At 54.9% G+C, this 16894-nt stretch carries 14 protein-coding genes; 8 read left to right on the top strand and 6 right to left on the bottom strand.

The genetic code is table 11. The annotated features are described in order from the left end of the window. Positions 1-128: 128 nt before the first annotated feature. On the top strand, positions 129-518 hold the full coding sequence (locus tag KRAC_RS26235) for a hypothetical protein (RefSeq protein WP_040444173.1): 390 nt from the start codon (positions 129-131) through the stop codon (positions 516-518). Between the two features lie 97 nt (positions 519-615). Here the strand turns inward: KRAC_RS26235 and KRAC_RS26230 are convergent, their stop codons facing one another. After that, the gene (locus KRAC_RS26230; protein WP_007912441.1) at positions 616-1530 is read right to left on the bottom strand and encodes a pseudouridine-5'-phosphate glycosidase; all 915 of its coding nucleotides are present in this window, start codon (positions 1528-1530) and stop codon (positions 616-618) included. Positions 1531-1988: 458 nt separating this feature from the next. On the opposite strand from KRAC_RS26230, the gene KRAC_RS26225 reads away from it, so the two are divergent. Further along, complete coding sequence (locus KRAC_RS26225; protein ID WP_007912440.1) at positions 1989-2975, top strand: alpha/beta fold hydrolase; 987 nt, start codon at positions 1989-1991, stop codon at positions 2973-2975. A 71-nt stretch (positions 2976-3046) separates the two neighbouring features. Here the strand turns inward: KRAC_RS26225 and KRAC_RS26220 are convergent, their stop codons facing one another. Continuing rightward, positions 3047-4933, bottom strand: a complete 1887-nt coding sequence (locus KRAC_RS26220; protein WP_007912439.1) for a serine/threonine protein kinase — start codon at positions 4931-4933, stop codon at positions 3047-3049. Positions 4934-5182: 249 nt separating this feature from the next. Between KRAC_RS26220 and KRAC_RS26215 the strand changes: the two genes are divergently transcribed. The 4 genes from KRAC_RS26215 (at position 5183) to KRAC_RS62510 (ending at position 9919) form a co-directional block, all read left to right on the top strand. After that, entirely contained in the window at positions 5183-5656 is a 474-nt protein-coding gene (locus tag KRAC_RS26215) for a hypothetical protein (RefSeq protein ID WP_007912437.1), read from the top strand. 33 nt (positions 5657-5689) lie between these two features. Beyond that, positions 5690-7459, top strand: a complete 1770-nt coding sequence (gene polX / locus KRAC_RS26210) for a DNA polymerase/3'-5' exonuclease PolX (protein ID WP_007912435.1) — start codon at positions 5690-5692, stop codon at positions 7457-7459. Between the two features lie 295 nt (positions 7460-7754). After that, positions 7755-8393, top strand: coding sequence for a 50S ribosomal protein L25 (locus tag KRAC_RS26205; RefSeq protein WP_007912433.1), 639 nt, complete (start codon positions 7755-7757; stop codon positions 8391-8393). Positions 8394-8593: 200 nt separating this feature from the next. Then, positions 8594-9919, top strand: coding sequence for a glycosyltransferase (locus KRAC_RS62510; RefSeq protein WP_007912431.1), 1326 nt, complete (start codon positions 8594-8596; stop codon positions 9917-9919). Positions 9920-9953: 34 nt separating this feature from the next. On the opposite strand, the gene KRAC_RS78435 is transcribed toward KRAC_RS62510, so the two are convergent. Together KRAC_RS78435 and KRAC_RS26190 are read right to left on the bottom strand one after the other, a co-directional pair. Beyond that, complete coding sequence (locus tag KRAC_RS78435) at positions 9954-10076, bottom strand: hypothetical protein (RefSeq protein WP_274532130.1); 123 nt, start codon at positions 10074-10076, stop codon at positions 9954-9956. A gap of 235 nt (positions 10077-10311) precedes the next feature. Further along, positions 10312-11721: an ISKra4-like element ISKra2 family transposase gene (locus KRAC_RS26190; RefSeq protein ID WP_007912424.1), complete on the bottom strand. Its 1410-nt coding sequence runs from the start codon at positions 11719-11721 to the stop codon at positions 10312-10314. A gap of 754 nt (positions 11722-12475) precedes the next feature. Between KRAC_RS26190 and KRAC_RS26180 the strand changes: the two genes are divergently transcribed. After that, a complete protein-coding gene (locus tag KRAC_RS26180; RefSeq protein ID WP_157507073.1) occupies positions 12476-12817 on the top strand; it encodes a general stress protein in 342 nt (113 codons plus the stop codon). Positions 12818-12876: 59 nt separating this feature from the next. On the opposite strand, the gene plsX is transcribed toward KRAC_RS26180, so the two are convergent. Both plsX and KRAC_RS26170 read right to left on the bottom strand, forming a co-directional pair. Then, positions 12877-13923, bottom strand: a complete 1047-nt coding sequence (plsX, locus tag KRAC_RS26175; RefSeq protein WP_007912422.1) for a phosphate acyltransferase PlsX — start codon at positions 13921-13923, stop codon at positions 12877-12879. Further along, entirely contained in the window at positions 13920-14306 is a 387-nt protein-coding gene (locus tag KRAC_RS26170; protein WP_007912421.1) for a response regulator transcription factor, read from the bottom strand. The genes plsX and KRAC_RS26170 overlap by 4 nt, the downstream gene beginning before the upstream one ends. A 392-nt stretch (positions 14307-14698) precedes the next feature. Between KRAC_RS26170 and KRAC_RS62505 the strand changes: the two genes are divergently transcribed. Beyond that, entirely contained in the window at positions 14699-16861 is a 2163-nt protein-coding gene (locus tag KRAC_RS62505) for a WD40 repeat domain-containing serine/threonine protein kinase (RefSeq protein ID WP_007912420.1), read from the top strand. Positions 16862-16894: the final 33 nt, after the last annotated feature.

Below are 16894 nucleotides of genomic sequence, written 5' to 3'. Positions count from 1 at the left end.
TTGAGCGCCGCAGGCGCGTTAAGAGGGGACTCTTTGGTGGAAACTCAAAAATGTTGATTTATTTTGGCACAACGACTACAATACGAGTACAGTTATCTAGCAATACCTCCTCGAAAGGAGCCGATACGGTGAATAGTCCTATTGAACTGCGCAAGGTCATCTGGGGCGCGGTTTTATCCCTTTTGTGGGTTTTTACCTTTCTCTTCATCAATGGCAACCTGGTCATTGACTGGACGGGGACCGGTAATAGCCTTACACCTTTGAAGCCGCTGGTCATTTTTGTTGGCCTGCTCGTTATCTTCTTCTTTAATCTCTTCTACCGCTCAAGCGCTGAGACAACCAAGCTGAACTGGACAGTGACGCTGACCATGGTCTGGATGTCGATGATCCTCTTCTTCCCATTCCGCACCGATAAGGCGGGTGGCGCGATGGGCTTCTTTGCCCTGATTGGAGGATTGGCTGTAGTGGTACTCTGGGTCCGCTTCTTCTCAGACGAGATTTTTACTTCGCGCTCATAAGGCATGGGGGTATTGGGGCAGGTGGTGTGAGGCCTCCTGGCGGCTGCAAGCTGCCAGGAGGCCTCACACCACCTGCCCCAATACTTTATACATTTCTTTAGCGATAGTAGGCACGCGCGAAGCGGGCTGCCCAGCGGGCGTTATTGATCAGGAGGGCGGTATTGGTTTCGACGCTGGCTCCCCCTGTGGTTTGGGCGACATGCCCAAGGATAAAGGGCGTGGTGGCCGCGCCTTTGACCTCTTGCTCTTGTGCCAGGCGCAGGGCCTCATTAATGGCGGCTTCCAGGGGTTGGGGGTCCATGGCGTATTCTGGAGGGATGGGACAGCCCACGACGATACCCGCGAGACCGCACTCCCACTGCTCACGCGCGACACGTACCATCGCCTCGACCTCGTCAACGCGAAGCGGGAGGCGTATACCGCTTTCACGCACATAAAAGGCGGGCAACTCATCGGTCTGCCAGCCAATGACAGGCACGCCTTGTGTCTCCAGATATTCCATGGTCAGGTTGAGATCCAGAATCGACTTGGCTCCGGCACAGACAACCATGACCGGCGTCTTGCTTAACTCGGTCAGGTCGGCGGAGATATCCATACTATCTGCCGCGCCACGATGAACGCCACCAATGCCACCAGTGGCGAAGAAGCGAATACCTGCCATATTGGCGCAGAACATCGTTCCCGCGACTGTTGTAGCGCCAGGTTGTCCGCTAGCCAGGGTAAAGGCAAGGTCACGTCGACTGACCTTGCGCACGCCTTTGGAGGTCGCAAAAAATTCTAGCTCGTCAGTGCTCAAGCCGATTTTGATCTTGCCATCCAGAAGGCCAATCGTAGCCGGGATCGCGCCCTCCTCGCGAATGGCCTGCTCCATAGCCCTGGCTGTACGCACATTCTCGGGATAAGGAAGTCCATGCGAGATAACGGTCGATTCCAGGGCCACCACGGCCTGCCCGGCCTGGAGTGCCTGGGCAACCTCGGGCGCGAGGACGATCTTCGTGGAAATAGCAGTCATATGATGTGTGTCCTTTAGCTTCTAACTGACGCTGCTGAAGCACGCGTCTACATATAATGATACGATATTTACCGTACCATTATATGTAGACGCGTGCTTCAGCAGCGTCGTGCTCTCCCAGTTGTAGCCACCACCTTATGCTGATTCGTGCTATTACTAGCTACCTGGCGAGTTCAGTTTGAGCCGTCTTAATGCGGAGCTTCAATATGTACCGTTAATTTTGCGCTGACTGCGAGCACATGCTATAGTAGCTGATAGAAAATGGTACACAAATAACGTGCGGCGTAAGCGGTATCAAAGCCTGTTAGTTAGATGGGTTTGCTAGATACTCAAGTGTTGAGGAAAGCTTATTCTGTTGGTAGGCTATTGTATCTGTATAGAGCGCTAAGATACCGAGACTGGCAACCCTTCTATTCTTATGTACGCAGTCTCGATGCTGAAAATAGGGAGTAAAGAATATGGGTTTCGCGAAGAAATTGGCTACAACAACGATGGTTGTAGGCGGCACGCTGGGTGCGTTGGCTATTTATAACAGGTTGATTGAATCCATGGCAGGGGAACTTGATACGGTTCTCACTGGTGAGGAGCGGCGCTATCCCTGGAAGTATGGCGACATGTACTATAGTGTGAAGGGGAATCGCGACGCCAAACCCCTGCTCTTCATCCACGGCTTCGGCCCTGGAGCCTCCTCGTATGAGTGGCGCAAGAATATTGATGCCCTGGCCACAAACTTCCGCGTATATGCAATCGATTTATTAGGCTATGGCCTCTCGGATCGCCCGGATGTGGCATATGATGCCGAAATGTATGCCGACCTGATCCATGACTTTATGCGCGAGGTAATTAATAAGCCCGTGACCGTTGTCGCGCATGGTCAGAGCTGTGCCTTTGTGATCGCTGACGCCTATCGCCGCCCACAGCTCTTTGAGCAACTGATTCTCGTCGAACCTTCCCTCACTATTCTGCAAGAGCATTATCCCAGCCCGCTTGCCAGTGGCTGGCGTGCTCTCTTGCGCCTGCCCATTATCGGCCAGGCATTCTACAATGTTCTGGCCTCGCGCCAGGCTATTCGTGGCTACTATGACCGCCAGGGCTATCACAATCCCGGCCTCATTTCGGATGAACTGGTGGAGTATGTCTACACGAGCGCGCACCAGCCTGGTTCATATGTTGCGGCCTCGGCAGTCTTGAGCCAGGGGCTGGCTATGGATGTTCATGAGCCATTTGCGCGCCTGCAAATGCCTGTCCTGGCTGTCTGGGGACGCGAGGGCGCGCTGCGACCAAGCGAGGCCAGCGGAGCCTTTAAGCGTGTTAATCCCGCAATCGAGGTGCGTATCCTGGATAAGAGTCGCTACCACCTGCAAGATGAGCAAGCGGTCTCCTTTAACAAGCTTGTACGCGAATACGCGACCAGTGCGGCGACCAGCACAGGCAAGAGCATCTGACCCAGTAAGAGACACAAAAGCGCGGGCGGCCTGTACAGGCCGCCCGCGCTTTTGTGTCTCTTACTGGGTAGCTATAATTGGAGAACTTTGAAGCTGGTGATTGCCATGCGCGTATTGTCGCTATGCAGGCCTATCTCTCCTGGGGCGGTCAGCGTGCTATTACTAGCTTGCACAATGGCTTTGCCATCGATAAGCAGGGCGATCTCGCTGTCATGGATCTCGACCCGATACATATGGCTACCCGTAGAGAAGTGATAGCCGACGTTTTTGAGCCGCTTAATGATCCGTCCACCCTCTACGAGGGCGATATACGCGCCAGTATGCACATCTAGTCCACAGATATAGCTGCGCCCGCTATGCAGCCGTACGATGATACCATAACCACCTGATTGCAAGAAGAGGCTATTGCCTTGTTTGCCAGGCTTATTTTGACCACCGTTCTCGCTAGATTGGCCAAATCCTTGGAACGCGATTTCAGTTTCTACGGCGTAGTTGGCAGACTTCGCGTGGAAGGGAGAGAGCGCATTAGCGTTGACTAGGGAACCGTTGCTTGTGAGCTGGCCATCCTGAGCTTCCCAGCCATCAGTGAGTTGCCAGGTATCTTCAGGTCCCCAGGTCGCCTGGTAGAGTGCTCCCCCCGAGGGAACGCTAGTCGTTCCAGGTGTCGTGGTGGTGCTTGCCACTGGTGTTGGCTGGGTGTGGGTAGTGGTTGGCTTGTACAGCGCGAAGCCACCAATGATGACCAGGATCGCGGCCACGCTGACGAGCAGGAAACCGGGTACACGGGAGCGCTGACGAGCTGGCGCTGGCTTGCCCGTCATCCAGGGCTGGCCTGCGTTTTGTTGTGGCAGCGAGGCATAGTTGGAGCTGTAGGGTGGCGTTTGCTGTGGCCCCCTTTGCTGGGTCTGCTGAAATGCTGTCTGCGTTTGAGGCGGAGTCTGAAAGGGCATACCAGGCCGGGAGACCGGGGATGGCATTTGCTCTGTCATATCATTGCTATGCAGGGCGTTGCCTTGCTCGTAGGCGCCTGGGAAAGACTGGCCTGATTGCGTTCCAGGATATTGTGCTGGTAAGCGTAAACGCGCGGAATCCATGGCGGGTAGGGGCGTGCCATGGAGAAAGGGTTGAGCGGCTTGCTCGAAGGCGTGCGCAAAGGTCAGCACATCTGGGTAGCGCTGCTGGGGGTCTTTGGCCAGGGCTATCTCTAACACGCGTGCAAGAGGGAGTGGCATGACCTGGGGATCAAGCTGTGTCATATCGATAGCTGGGGCGTTAAGTTGCTGCGCGCAGACCTCGGAGAAGGACCCCTGAAAGGGGGGGCGCCCCACCAACCACTCGTAGGCGACAATCGCCAGGGCATACTGGTCGCTTGCTGGCACTGGTTTGCCCATCAGTTGCTCAGGTGCCATATAGGTCGCCGTGCCGACAATATCTAGCGAGGTCTGGCGCGAGGTTTGCGCCACCAGGGCAATGCCAAAGTCGCTGAGCAGGACCTCGTCGTTACGATTGAGCAGCATATTCTCGGGTTTGATATCGCGGTGAATCAGGCGCTGATTGTGCGCATACTGGAGCGCGCTCGCGACCTGGCTGAGCAGGGAAAGGAGTATGTTGAGTGGTACACGCGTCCCACGCGGGTAGCGCCGATTGATCGCGCCATTAGTCGCATAGCTCATTACCAGGTAGGGGATGCCGCGCTCAATACCATAATCGAGAATGCGGATAATATGTGGATGCTCAAGTTGCGCGATGACCTGGGCCTCCTTGCGAAAGCCCTCCATATTTTCTGGTGTCAGTGTGAGGCGTAGGACTTTAATCGCAGCCTGGGTCTGAAGATGAATATGTTCGCCAAGGTAAACGTCCGCGAAGCCCCCCTGTCCAAGCAACTTTACCAGGCGATAATTTCCTAATTGTTGTCCCACTAAAGCCCGCTCTACGGGAACTTCGCCGTAATTATTCATTTCCTGCCTTTCGTCACAAAAAAGATAGAAGAAGTATGTTATTGGATGGAGTATGGCAGTGCCATACTCCATCCAATAACAATGCCATCCAAATTCCCCCAGACCACTAAATATAACGTATTAGCTAATATACAGGATACTGTTGGGCAAGACAAGAAAACAGCCGCAAGGTATAGATGAGCATCGCCCATAATCTGTAGAACATTTGCTCATCCCAGGAGGGCGTTTTTGTAGTACAATAAGCAGTATATGCGTAATGAGTTATTATCCTGGTTTGCCCGCGAGGGTCTTCTGCTGACCAGCGTTGCGACGAGTGTCTCTGAGGAGGAGGAGGACGACGAGGTGAAAGTTGTCCTCAAGGCTCCTCCAATCGCGCTGAGTCGGGCGGATAGAGATTTTCGTGAGTGCCCCGATCCAGTTGAATATGGCTATCCTGCTGATTGCCTGGAATACATGCTGCTAGAGGACATGCATCACTTTGTCATGTCCTGGCTGGAGCAGGCCGTTCGTGCGGGAATGGCGCGCTGTTTTGTGTGCAATCGCGTACTGGACATGGGAGAAGAGCGCCCCTGGGACGCTGTGTTCGTCAGCGATCCCTTTTACTGCTGGTTAGTGGCGCATTTTGACTGTAAACGCTATCTTAACCGGGATCTGCGGGGGCGCAACCCGTTTGAAGTGCAGACCGCGCCACCCGAATATCTCGGCTCCTATTTCGACGCCTGACATAGAGAAACAGTGGATAGAGAGAGAAAGAATATGGATAAAGCGCAAGTTGCTTCGATGCTGGAAGAGATTGCCACTCTTCTGGCGCTTAAACCCGAGGCCAGTGTCTTTGAGTTGCGGGCCTACGAAAACGCCGCGCGCGCCCTGGTCAGCGTGGATGGCGACCTGAACCAGCTCGTGGCGGAGAAGAAGCTAAAGGGAACGCCCGGCCTTGGTCCTACCATGATCAAGCGTGTTGAGGAGGCCGTACAGAACGGAAAGATCGCCTTTCTCGACGAACTACGTGCCGAGACGCCAGCCGTCAAGCTGGAAATGATGCGTATCCCCGGCGTGGGGCCAAAGAAGATTAACGCCATCTATGACCAGTTGCATGTCACCACTCTGGCCGAGCTAGAGCAGGCCTGCAAGGATGACAAAGTCGCGAAGATACCCGGCTTTGGTAAGAAGACGCAGGAGAAGATCCTCCAGGGGTTGGCCTTCCTGAAGCAGCACGCCGACCGCTTTCGCTTCGATGTGGCCTTTGCGGAGGCCGAGCGCATTCGCACAGCCCTGGCGACCCTACCCGAGATCGTACGCCTGGAGGTTGCTGGTAGCTTGCGCCGCCGTCGCGAGACCGTCAAAGATATTGACATGGTCGCCAGCGTAGACGACAACGCGCCCGAAGAGGCCCGTGAGAAGATCATGAGTTTCTTTACGACCCAGCCAACGGTCATCTCGATCACCGGCAAGGGAACGACCAAGTCAAGCGTCGTGGTTGCCAGCGGGATCGCCATGGATCTACGCGTCGTGAGCGATAGCCAGTTTCCTTCTACTCTGCATCACTTTACCGGTTCACGTGAGCATCATATTCCTCTGCGAAGGCGTGCGCAGAATATGGGTATGACCATTAACGACTATGGCCTCTTTAAGATCAGCGAGGGTAATGAAGAGCTGGTTCCCTGCCACGAGGAGCGCGATATCTATGCCGCGCTCAAGCTGGATTATATCGCGCCCGAGCTGCGCGAGGATACGGGGGAGATCGACGCGGCCGCGCAACATAAGCTGCCTAAACTGGTGGAGCAGAGCGATATGCGTGGCATTCTGCACGCGCACTCGACCTATAGCGATGGCCAGAAGACGCTGCGCGAGATGGTAGAGGGGTGTATCGAGCGTGGTTACTCCTACCTGGGTATTACTGACCATAGCAAGGCCGCGGCCTACGCGGGTGGGCTTTCTGAGGAGGATGTGCGCCGCCAGTGGGCCGAGATCGACCAGATTAATGCCGAGTTGCAGGGGCGCTTCCGCATCTTGAAGGGCATTGAGTGCGATATCCTCAAAGATGGCGCGCTCGACTTCCCAGATGAGGTCCTTGCGGGCTTTGACTTTGTGATCGCTTCCATTCATAGCAACTTTAACCTCTCGCCGGAAGAGCAGACGCAGCGCATGTTGAAGGCCATTGCCAATCCATATACCTCAATTATTGGTCACCCGACGGGGCGCATTTTACTTGGTAGGGCAGGGTATACATTAGATATGGAGGCTGTGATCGATGCAGCCGCTGAGCAGGGTGTGTGCATAGAGATCAACGCGCACCCCTCTCGCCTTGACCTGGACTGGCGCCTGGTGCGTAAAGCGCGCGAGAAGGGGCTTAAGGTTCCGCTTGGACCAGACGCCCATAGCATTGACGGGCTGGATGATGTGTTTTATGGTCTTGGCATCGCGCGTAAGGGGTGGCTCTCCGCCGACGATGTTCCCAACACCTATGCAACCGAGCAGATCATCGCGTTTTTCCAGGCCCAGCGTAAGCGACGCCTGAGCCAGTAAGCGTTTGCTCGTATCTATCTCAGAGCCTTGTCGTCGTAGGTCGCCGCATCTAAAGTGTACTGCTTATCCGTAATAGGGGTAAGAGCCAGCGCTCTGCGCTACGTATGCAAGGTCTTCCAACGTGGAGATGTGAGGTCGAGAGGGACGCGAGCGCTTGCTGGCGCTTGTATTTCTCTCATCGTTACTTTTGCAAGAACTTCTTTTCCGAAAACCCTGAGCGCTTGTCCCCGAATGGGGGAAGCGCTAGTCACGCAAGCGACGTTGGGTTTCGGAATAAGATCGAAGGAGAATTTGTATGGCGAAACAGATCGAAATGGATGTCGCACCACGCGAGGTTTTTGGGAAAAAGACGAAGAGCCTGCGTCGCCAGGGCCTTATCCCTGGAAATATTGGTGGTCACAAGGCCGATTCGGTGGCGATTCAGTTTGAGGCCAAAGTCTTCAAGCGCTTGCAGCATGAGAACAGGGCGGGAAGTATCTATGCACTCAACCTGCCTGGCAAGGGTGCGGAGACTGTCCTGGTGCATCATGTGGAGCACAATACGGTTTCGGGAGAGATCCAGCACGTGGATTTCTCTCGCGTAAGCATGGATGAGCAGGTGAGCATTAAGGTACCCTTGCACTTTGTGGGCGAGTCCCCCGCGCTCAAGGATACCAAGGGGACGCTCCTGCATATGGACGCGCTTGAGGTCCAGTGTCGCGCCTCTGATATCCTGCCCGCCATCGAGGTGGATCTCTCGCCGTTGAAGACACTTGACGATACAATCTATGCCAGGGACATCAAGCTACCAAAGGGATTTAAGCTTGTCGGTGATCCCGAGGAGTCGGTTGCGAAGGTTGCGCCGCCGAAGGTGGAGCTGCCCGAGGCTGAGGCTGCCGAGGCTGCTGCTGAGGCTGCCCCAGCGGCTGAGAGCGAGTCCACTGCCAGCGAGTAATGCAGGCCTTTCACACTGTAACGACAGGGACGCGGTAAACTACCCTATATGTCTTACCGCGTCCCCCTTTTTGTTACCAGGCTTTCACGCACGTCGTCATTGCTTATAGTCTATGTTAGCGCCCTTGTGTGTAGAAATACTTCGCCCATGGGCGGGCAGGTAGTGTAAGAAACATTAAGACTAGGAGCTACAAGCAAACTATGCGCATCATGCTAGTAACCGATCAATATCCCCCAATGGTGGGTGGTGTTCCCACAGTGACACGTGGACTCGCGGTAGACTTTGTCAATCGCGGTCACCAGGTCTGGGTGGTGGCGCCTAGCTATGGCGCGCGTGATGTGAAGCGCCTCGAACAGGGAGTGCGGGTCTATCGCTTCTCCTCGTTTGAGTGGCCTACCTACGAGGGCTTACGCATTCCCTTCCTCCCCTTTATGCCGATGCGCAATCTCATCAAACGTAGCGATCCCGATATTATCCATATCCACTCGCCCGTGGTGCTGGGAAATATCGCGCAAATTCTCGCGGGCGGCCTGCGCAAGCCCGTCATCGCGACCAATCACTACCTGCCTATTAATATGAGTCGCTCACTCTCGTCCGATCCAATCTTTGGCAAACCCTTTAGCAGCGTGACTTATACGTACCTGGTTAATTTCTGTAATCGCTGTGAGTATGTCACGGCCCCCACACAGACGGCGCTGAACCTATTATATGAGCATGGGCTGCGCGCGCCCGCACGCGCTATCTCCAATGGCATCGACCTGAACCGTTTTCGCCCAGGGGCACCCGATCCCGAGGTGCTTACGCGCTTTGGCCTGCCCACAGATCGCCCGCTGATCATTCATGTCAATCGCTTGAGCGAAGAGAAGCGTATTGATGTGCTGATTCGCGCTACGCAGCATCTGCGTCAGCCCGCGCACATCGTGCTTGTGGGTTCTGGCCCTATGGAGGCGGAGCTACGCGCGCTGGCGGCCAGTTTGCATGTAGAGGACCGTGTGAGCTTCCTGGGTTTTGTGCGTGATGCCGATCTCCTATCGCTGCGTCGCTCAGCAGCACTCTTTGCCATTCCATCCGAGGCTGATCTACAGAGCCTGGCAACGATGGAGGCTATGGCCTGTGGCCTGCCCGTGGTGGCCGCCAATTCGTATGCCTTGCCCGAGCTTGTCCATCAGAATGAGAATGGCTTTCTCTTCCAGCCGGGAAATAGTGAAGAACTGGCACGCGCTATTGATACGATCCTTGAAGATGGAGCCCTGCGTACACGCATGGGGCAGGAGAGCCTGAATATCATTGAGAAGCATGATCGGCTCAATATCCTCGACGAGTGGGAGGACCTCTATCGCCGCCTCTCCATTGAGTTTAAAGAAGATAAAGAACGCAAGCAGCAAATGCGTATACAACGCAAATACAAGGGAGAGCTACCGACCGGGCAACAAAAGGCGCGTTCCCGCCTGCGCCGCACAGGTACGACTGGAGACCTCTCATTTGACTGGAGCGATACAGCGGAGGATACCGACGCGCAGCTTTAGCTACGCCTGAGGGGGGGACCTATGAGACTGAGGGTTAGCGTGTTCTCCAGCGTTTATGCAGCAACCTGGCAATGCCTCGTTCAATGTCCCAGCGGATCTGAATCATGTGATAGGCGAACCAGGCCTGGATGCGATACTGCCAGGGATCTGCTGGCATGGTGGTGCGTCTGCGCTCCTGTTCAGAGATATAGATAGGGATAGGGGCACGTTGCGGAAGGAAAAGGCTTCTAATGGGACACCACATGGATTGTACATCTCTCTCCGAATCTGAGCCTTGCTTGTACATACAAAAACTCCTGGAGCACGCTTACACTAGGGAATCCTACTTACTTTTTGTAGTATAAGGCTCCGAAGGGTTATTTGTCTACCCATATCAGAGTAAAGGGTGAGCGTCATCTTTTTGCAATGGATTTGGGACGACAAACCAACACTCGTTTCCATGGATGATGGGTTGAAGGGCGTGAGGAACCAGGTAAGGTGGCAGCAGGTGCCATTGGACGAGGGGGAGGGGGAAGTGGCTTGGGAGTAGGGGAACGAAAGCGAAGGAGCGAGAGCATCAAGGAAGAGACCATCTGCTCAAGACGAGGTGTCGCTCGCTCGTTGCGACGCTGCTCCCGGTGACGGAGTTGCTCCCGCTCAATCTCTTGCCAGCAGAGATCCCATCGCTCATTACAGACGGCGTTGCGTAAGGTGAGCATGGGATTGACATGACTGGGCTCCCAATGCATACCTGCTCCTTTGAGGCGGGCTTGCACCACCACTTTATTGGCGCTTTCCACCATCCCTGACCCAATCGGCCAGCCTGCGGCTTGAAACTGGGGATACTGCATCAAGGCTTCGCGTTTGAGAAAATAGCCGACCTGTTCACGCACCCCTTCCTGTTGGGCGATCTGAGCTGGTAAACGAGCAAGCAGCCAGATGAGCAAACGGGGACCTCGATGTTTGAGTCGATGGCAGGCACGCTCCAGCAGGTCGTCAGGCAGAACGAGGCCGGCTTGTTGGAGCGCTTGGATGAGCAGATGGAGATGCTCTGCTGCATGAGGAAAATCCAAGATGCGCAACGCTTGGGGACAGTGGAGATCGAGGAAGCCCTGCAACCACTCGGCACCATCAGTGACTGCTCCGATTTCTTGAGCCTGCCGGACCCCTCGCTCTCGCATCTCCACATCAGCCAAGGTCGCAAAGGTCTGAGCATCACACATGCGAGAAAAATAGGAGAGATGACTGACCGTGACCTCTTGTGCTCCAGCCGGACTGGTGGAGGGTTCGACTTCTCCAAAAGCCACCGTTCGAACCTCTGCCCACTGCCCTTTGAGCAAAGGCACATAGGCCCCATCGGCGCTGATGGCTAGGCGCTTGGTAGGCTTGCTCACAGATGGTGACGAGGCGAAAGGTTCCGAGGCCAGAACCGTTTGCACCGCCAGGGCTAAGGCACCTGCCTGCTCACTCTGTCGACGCGCGCTCGCTTCACTGACCTGAACCCCGAGCAGACGTTGCATCATCTCAGCAGCTCGCGCAAAAGGCATCCAGCTCGAAAGATGGACCAGATGCTCGTGTTGCAACGATGTCAAGTTCCTCCCTCTTGGGAGAGCTAACTCCTCATCGAGGGGGAAAAAGCCCTGTCCCACACGTGGGGCAAGTTCCGTACGTTCTGCTGAGCGTGATCTCTTGTCCTCCTGCTCCTTGCAGACGGCGGGGTCGTTTCCCACGGGCTTGCAGTGGGGTGCCACACACGGGACAGGTGGGGCGCTCTTGGGCTGAGGTACCACTCCAGTCACGTTGCGCACTTGCTTGAGCTGCATCTTGAATCACTTGGGCTTCCAGTCGACTCAGGCGCTGATGCACTTCCTGTTCAATCTCACGTAAGGTCACCTTGGGATGGTCTCGCCGCCAGGCTTTGATATCAGTGAGAATCTGTGCGCTGAGTTGTTGCCAGCCTTGATCAGTCTCTTCGCTCATGTTTTTCCCTTCCCCTCTTGAGAATGAACACATCTTCGCAGAAGAGGGGGCTTTTGTCTAGCCCAATTGCAAAAACATGACGCTCACCCCAGAGTAAAGAGTGGGTGCGCGGAAAATGGCCTGGCCGTTTTCCGCGCACCCACTCTTTGCTCTATCTCACTCTCGTTTTCGGGAAGCTGGTAGAGATGCTCCAGGCTCTGGCGGCGCGCTTTCTCGATGCGCCACACCCCATACCAAAAGTGAGCTACCCATGATTTTATCTACTCTTGTGTTACATGAAGTATATCTATATGGCAATAAATAACTATTTTGTTCTTGTGCATCAATATAGTTTATTGACGTTTATCACATATTTTGTTAGACTAATGATTGGTGAAGAGTCGATGAGTTTTCACCAGACGTGCGAGTAATGTCAGGGCATATGTTCGGCCTTAAGGAGAAACAACCAGGCTGGAGGCTACTGGCATCCTGGTAAAACGTCAGCAAAGGATGTTGTTGAGCCGGGTAAGCATAGGTTCTTTCTAAGTGTTCCATGAAAAATTATGTTGCGAGAAGACGTAGAGGAAGCTAGAGATTATGGTTGAGGAAGAGCAGTCCATGCAGTCTACATCATCAACAGGTACCGCGTCGTCCCCCGCTGAGAAGTCTGGTCGCAAGGGCGGCAGTACTGTACGCGCCAAGTATGGTGAGGATTACTATCAGCGCATCGGGAAAAAGGGCGGCACTGTGCTGAAAGAGAAGCGTGGCACAGAATATTATCGTACCATTGCTCAGAAGGGCGGGCGCGCAAATGTTGTCAAGTATGGTCCAGAGCATTTCTCGGCCATGGGCAAGAAGGGCGGCAACGCCACGAAGGAGAGCCAGGGACCTGATTTCTACAGCCGCATTGGCCGCCTCGGTGGAGCAGCCAAGCGCCAGAAAAAGTCTCCTACAGAGTAAAAAGTAATAAAAAATGGAGTATAGGTCAATGGCCTGTACTCCATTTTTTGTTAGCGCAGCTATTCGGCTTTGGCTGTGGCGAGGCGTGCCACGCCTTCGGTAATCGCCTGCGTAACGCCGGTCTCGGCTGTCTCTTTGGCCACGCGAAGCGCGTTCTGGATGGCGCGGGCGTTAGAGCGGCCATGAGAGATAATGGCCGCGCCATTGACGCCTAGTAGGGGAACCCCGCCATACTCGGCATAGTCAAGGCGTTTATAGATCCTCTTCAACCCTGGCTTGAGGACTGCCGCCGCCAGCTTGCTTACAAACGACGAGGTCAGTTCGTCTTTAATCAGGGAGAAGAGGGCTTCACCCACGCCTTCACTGAGCTTGAGAACAACATTGCCAACAAAGCCATCACAGACTACCACATCCGTCGCATTGGCCATGATGTCGCGCCCTTCGATATTGCCAATAAAGTTCAATTGCAGGCGCTCCGCGTTCTGCTTAAGCAACTGGTGTGTCTGCACAACTTGCTGGTTGCCCTTGGTCTCCTCTTCTCCGTTAGCCAGCAGACCCACGCGAGGCCGGTTGACGTGAAAGATACGCTCCATATAGACCGAACCCATCAAGGCAAATTGCTGCAAATACTCAGGCTTGCAATCGGTATTGGCACCCATATCAATGATCAGGCATGGCTTATTTTTGGTTGGGAAGACACCACCCAGGGCCGGGCGTTCCACACCGGGGATACGTTTGAGAGTGAAGAGGGCCGCCGCCATCATCGCGCCACTATTTCCGGCTGAAACCGCGCCAATGGCTTTGCCATCCCGAACTAGTTGTAGCGCGACAGTCATCGAGGCGTTCTTCTTGCTTCTGACAGCTGTCGCGGGATGGTCGTCCATCTCAATCACTTCATCGGTGTGGATGATGGGGAGATCCAGTCCGTTGGTGTCGTGTTTGGTCAGTTCAGCCTGGATAACCTCCTCGCGTCCCACGAGGTATACGCCGATGCCATAGGCGCGGGCAGCCTGAATTGCTCCCAGCACAATCTCGCCGGGAGCATTATCGCCGCCCATTGCGTCCAGGGCTAGGCGCGTGGGCGTATTAGTTGTGGAGACGCTCATGCGGTTTTCTCCTCAGGCTCCCCGATGGTCTGTTTGACCAGCGCAACCAGTTTGTCGAGATCAAACGGTTTGTAGACGATGTGGACGACTCCGGCTTCGCGGAACTCCTGCTCTTCGTTGGCCGCGCCCAGGAAGGCCGTAACCACGATGACTGGAATCTGCTTATCGATGCCCATGGTCATGAGTTTTAGCTCATCACGGCCATCAAGATAAGGCATCATCAGGTCCAGCAGCACCAGGTCAGGCTTGTGCTCCTGAATAGAGTCATAGAAACGCAGGCTCTGCGTGGTCATGAAAGTCTCATAACCCTCGTCTGCTAGCGCTTCTGTAAGCAGGTCTGCGATTGTCGGATCATCATCCATGACCAGAATTTTCTTTGCCATAGTACCAGCATTCCCCTCATTCCAAAACGGCCAGGCCGTACGGGTCTCAATCTCACAACATTTTTTAACAGAGGTCACTCTTGATCTGTTTCTCCACAGTTCTGGTTATCAGTATTTGTCGCTCCTGGTCGTGCAGCCTTTGATAGAGTCGCTGCGTTTTACTCTGTACAGATAAGAGTATTATAGCATCACACTGTACTTTGTTTACGTGGCACGAGGCTTTACAGTAACATTCCCCTGACATTTGACCCGGAAAGAAAGAATGAGAGCTGGTTACTTGACATTTTTGTACTCATGTACTACTGTACAGTCGATGTGTGCCAACCTGGCATGCCCATTCTATCCTTTCTCATCGCTGCTGAAGTAAAACATCTATTGAGAAAAAGGATTTCATGTCATCCAATTCAACATTTTTCTGTGATCGATGTGGTGCTGCCAATCGACCAGAGGCGCGTTTTTGTCGTGCCTGTGGCCAGGCGCTTGGCGGGTTGGACACGACGACCGATACCATTGTAGGTCTTGGGGCGCGTGGTATATCGAGCGCGCACGCCGTACATGGAACCTCAGCCAATACGCTGAACACAAACGTGAATACCACCTTCCAATTGCCCATAGGCAGCTCGACGATTACGGGACTGTTGCAACCTCAACATATGCTCAAGCAGCGGTATATCATCCTGGCAAATGTAGGAAAGGGTGGCTTCGGAGCTGTCTATAAGGCCCTCGATTCGCAGTTTGGTAATCGCCTGGTGGCGGTCAAGGAGATGAGCCAGAATAGCCTGGATGAGAAGGATCGCCAGGCCGCCGCTGATGCCTTCCAGCATGAAGCGATGCTCCTGGCTGGTTTGACACATCCAAATCTGCCGCGTATTTATGAGCAGTTTGCCGACCAGGGGCGTTCTTACCTGGTGATGGACTATATTGAGGGCGAGACTCTTGAGGACCGCCTGAGCCGTCTCAAGGGCACGACGCTACCTATTGAGCAGACGCTTGATATCGCCATCCAGCTCTGTGATGTATTGGAGTATCTGCACTCGCGCACGCCCCCGATTATTTTCCGCGATCTCAAGCCTGCCAATGTGATGCTTACACCTGGTGGACATATCTTCCTGATCGACTTTGGCATCGCGCGCCACTTCAAGCCCGGCAAGGCCAAGGATACGACCGCGCTTGGCTCCTCCGGATATGCTGCGCCGGAACAGTATGGTCGCTCGCAAACCACGGTGCGCGCCGATATCTATAGTCTAGGCGCGACCCTTCATCAGCTCCTGACCGGGCATGATCCTTCAGAAACGCCCTTCCACTTCGCGCCTATTCACCTCCCGGCGCATCCGGCCCTCGCTGGATTGGCCGACCTGGTCATGCATATGGTAAGCGTACCCGTGAATGAGCGCCCGGAATCCGTGGCTGTTGTGCGCGCCTCGCTTCAGCGCATCCAGACGCTATATACGACGGGGGCCGCGCTGACCTCGCCGCCCACCATCTCGACGCGTGTCCCGCCCATGTACCAGGCACCTGCGATGATGCCGCCCATCCCTGCTCAAGCCACGACTACAGGGAAGACTGGCAAGGCGAAAGGCCCAACGCAATACCAGATCGTCAAGCAGCCTAATACGCTCTTTATTTGTACTGGACATACGGGACGCGTGGCTGCTGTGGTCTGGTCGCCCGATGGTAAATGGCTGGCCACGGCCAGTTATGACCGCACCGTGATCGTCTGGGATGCGGCTTCTGGTGATCGTGTCTGGACGTATAAGGGACACTCCGCGCGGGTGAATACCCTGGCCTGGTCCTCCGATAGCAAATATATTGCTTCGGCAGGCGATGATACCACGGTGCAGATCTGGGAGCCTGCGAACGGGCACCTGGTCTATACCTATACCGTGCACAGCCAGCCCGTGAACGCTGTGGCCTGGTCGCCAGGTGGCGAGTATATTGCCTCGGCTGGCAACGATAAACTGGTGCTGGTCTGGCATGCCCAGGAGCATAGTGAACTGTACCGCTATGAAGAGCACAAGGACCAGGTATATGCTGTAGCGTGGTCGCCGGATGGGAAATACCTGGCCTCAGCCGGGAAAGAGAAGAGCATACGCTTCTGGAACCCCTTTGCCGAGCAGAAGAAGCCGCGCACCTTCTGGCAGCGCGTCTCATCCATTTTCTCCGCGGACCTGGAACCCAGCGTTCTGAAGGTGCATAATGAGCGGGTGAATGCCCTGGCCTGGCATCCGAAAGAGTATCTGCTGGCCTCGGCCTCTAGCGACTCCTACGCCTGCATCTGGGATGTCAGCATCGCTTATACGCAGCATACAAAACTGCTGCGGACCGCGGGCGGTAATAGCGCCAAAAATGCTGTGACCTGGGCGCCTGATGGCAAGCACCTGGCTATTGCCAGCAATGATAAGACGGTGCAGGTCTGGAACGTGGCTAAAGAGCGCTGCACCTATACCTACCAGGGGCACCAGGGCTATGTCGCCGCCGTAGCATGGTCGCCAAACGGCGAACGCCTGGCCTCTGCCGGGGTCGACCGCTCCGTGCAGATCTGGCAGGTCGTGTAGGGTCCATGCTGGCATGGATTGCTCCCCAACGTC

The organism is Ktedonobacter racemifer DSM 44963 (assembly GCF_000178855.1).
Lineage (GTDB): Bacteria > Chloroflexota > Ktedonobacteria > Ktedonobacterales > Ktedonobacteraceae > Ktedonobacter > Ktedonobacter racemifer.
This window is presented reverse-complemented; position numbering and strand designations above follow the sequence as displayed.

Coding starts and splice junctions, on each gene's coding strand:
- KRAC_RS26230 (WP_007912441.1), bottom strand. CDS start 1,530: ATGACTGCTATTTCCACGAAGATCGTCCTCGCGCCCGAGGTTGCCCAG.
- KRAC_RS26225 (WP_007912440.1), top strand. CDS start 1,989: ATGGGTTTCGCGAAGAAATTGGCTACAACAACGATGGTTGTAGGCGGC.
- KRAC_RS26220 (WP_007912439.1), bottom strand. CDS start 4,933: ATGAATAATTACGGCGAAGTTCCCGTAGAGCGGGCTTTAGTGGGACAA.
- KRAC_RS26215 (WP_007912437.1), top strand. CDS start 5,183: ATGCGTAATGAGTTATTATCCTGGTTTGCCCGCGAGGGTCTTCTGCTG.
- polX (WP_007912435.1), top strand. CDS start 5,690: ATGGATAAAGCGCAAGTTGCTTCGATGCTGGAAGAGATTGCCACTCTT.
- KRAC_RS26205 (WP_007912433.1), top strand. CDS start 7,755: ATGGCGAAACAGATCGAAATGGATGTCGCACCACGCGAGGTTTTTGGG.
- KRAC_RS62510 (WP_007912431.1), top strand. CDS start 8,594: ATGCGCATCATGCTAGTAACCGATCAATATCCCCCAATGGTGGGTGGT.
- KRAC_RS78435 (WP_274532130.1), bottom strand. CDS start 10,076: ATGCCAGCAGATCCCTGGCAGTATCGCATCCAGGCCTGGTTCGCCTAT.
- KRAC_RS26190 (WP_007912424.1), bottom strand. CDS start 11,721: ATGCAGCTCAAGCAAGTGCGCAACGTGACTGGAGTGGTACCTCAGCCC.
- KRAC_RS26180 (WP_157507073.1), top strand. CDS start 12,476: ATGCAGTCTACATCATCAACAGGTACCGCGTCGTCCCCCGCTGAGAAG.
- plsX (WP_007912422.1), bottom strand. CDS start 13,923: ATGAGCGTCTCCACAACTAATACGCCCACGCGCCTAGCCCTGGACGCA.
- KRAC_RS26170 (WP_007912421.1), bottom strand. CDS start 14,306: ATGGCAAAGAAAATTCTGGTCATGGATGATGATCCGACAATCGCAGAC.
- KRAC_RS62505 (WP_007912420.1), top strand. CDS start 14,699: ATGTCATCCAATTCAACATTTTTCTGTGATCGATGTGGTGCTGCCAAT.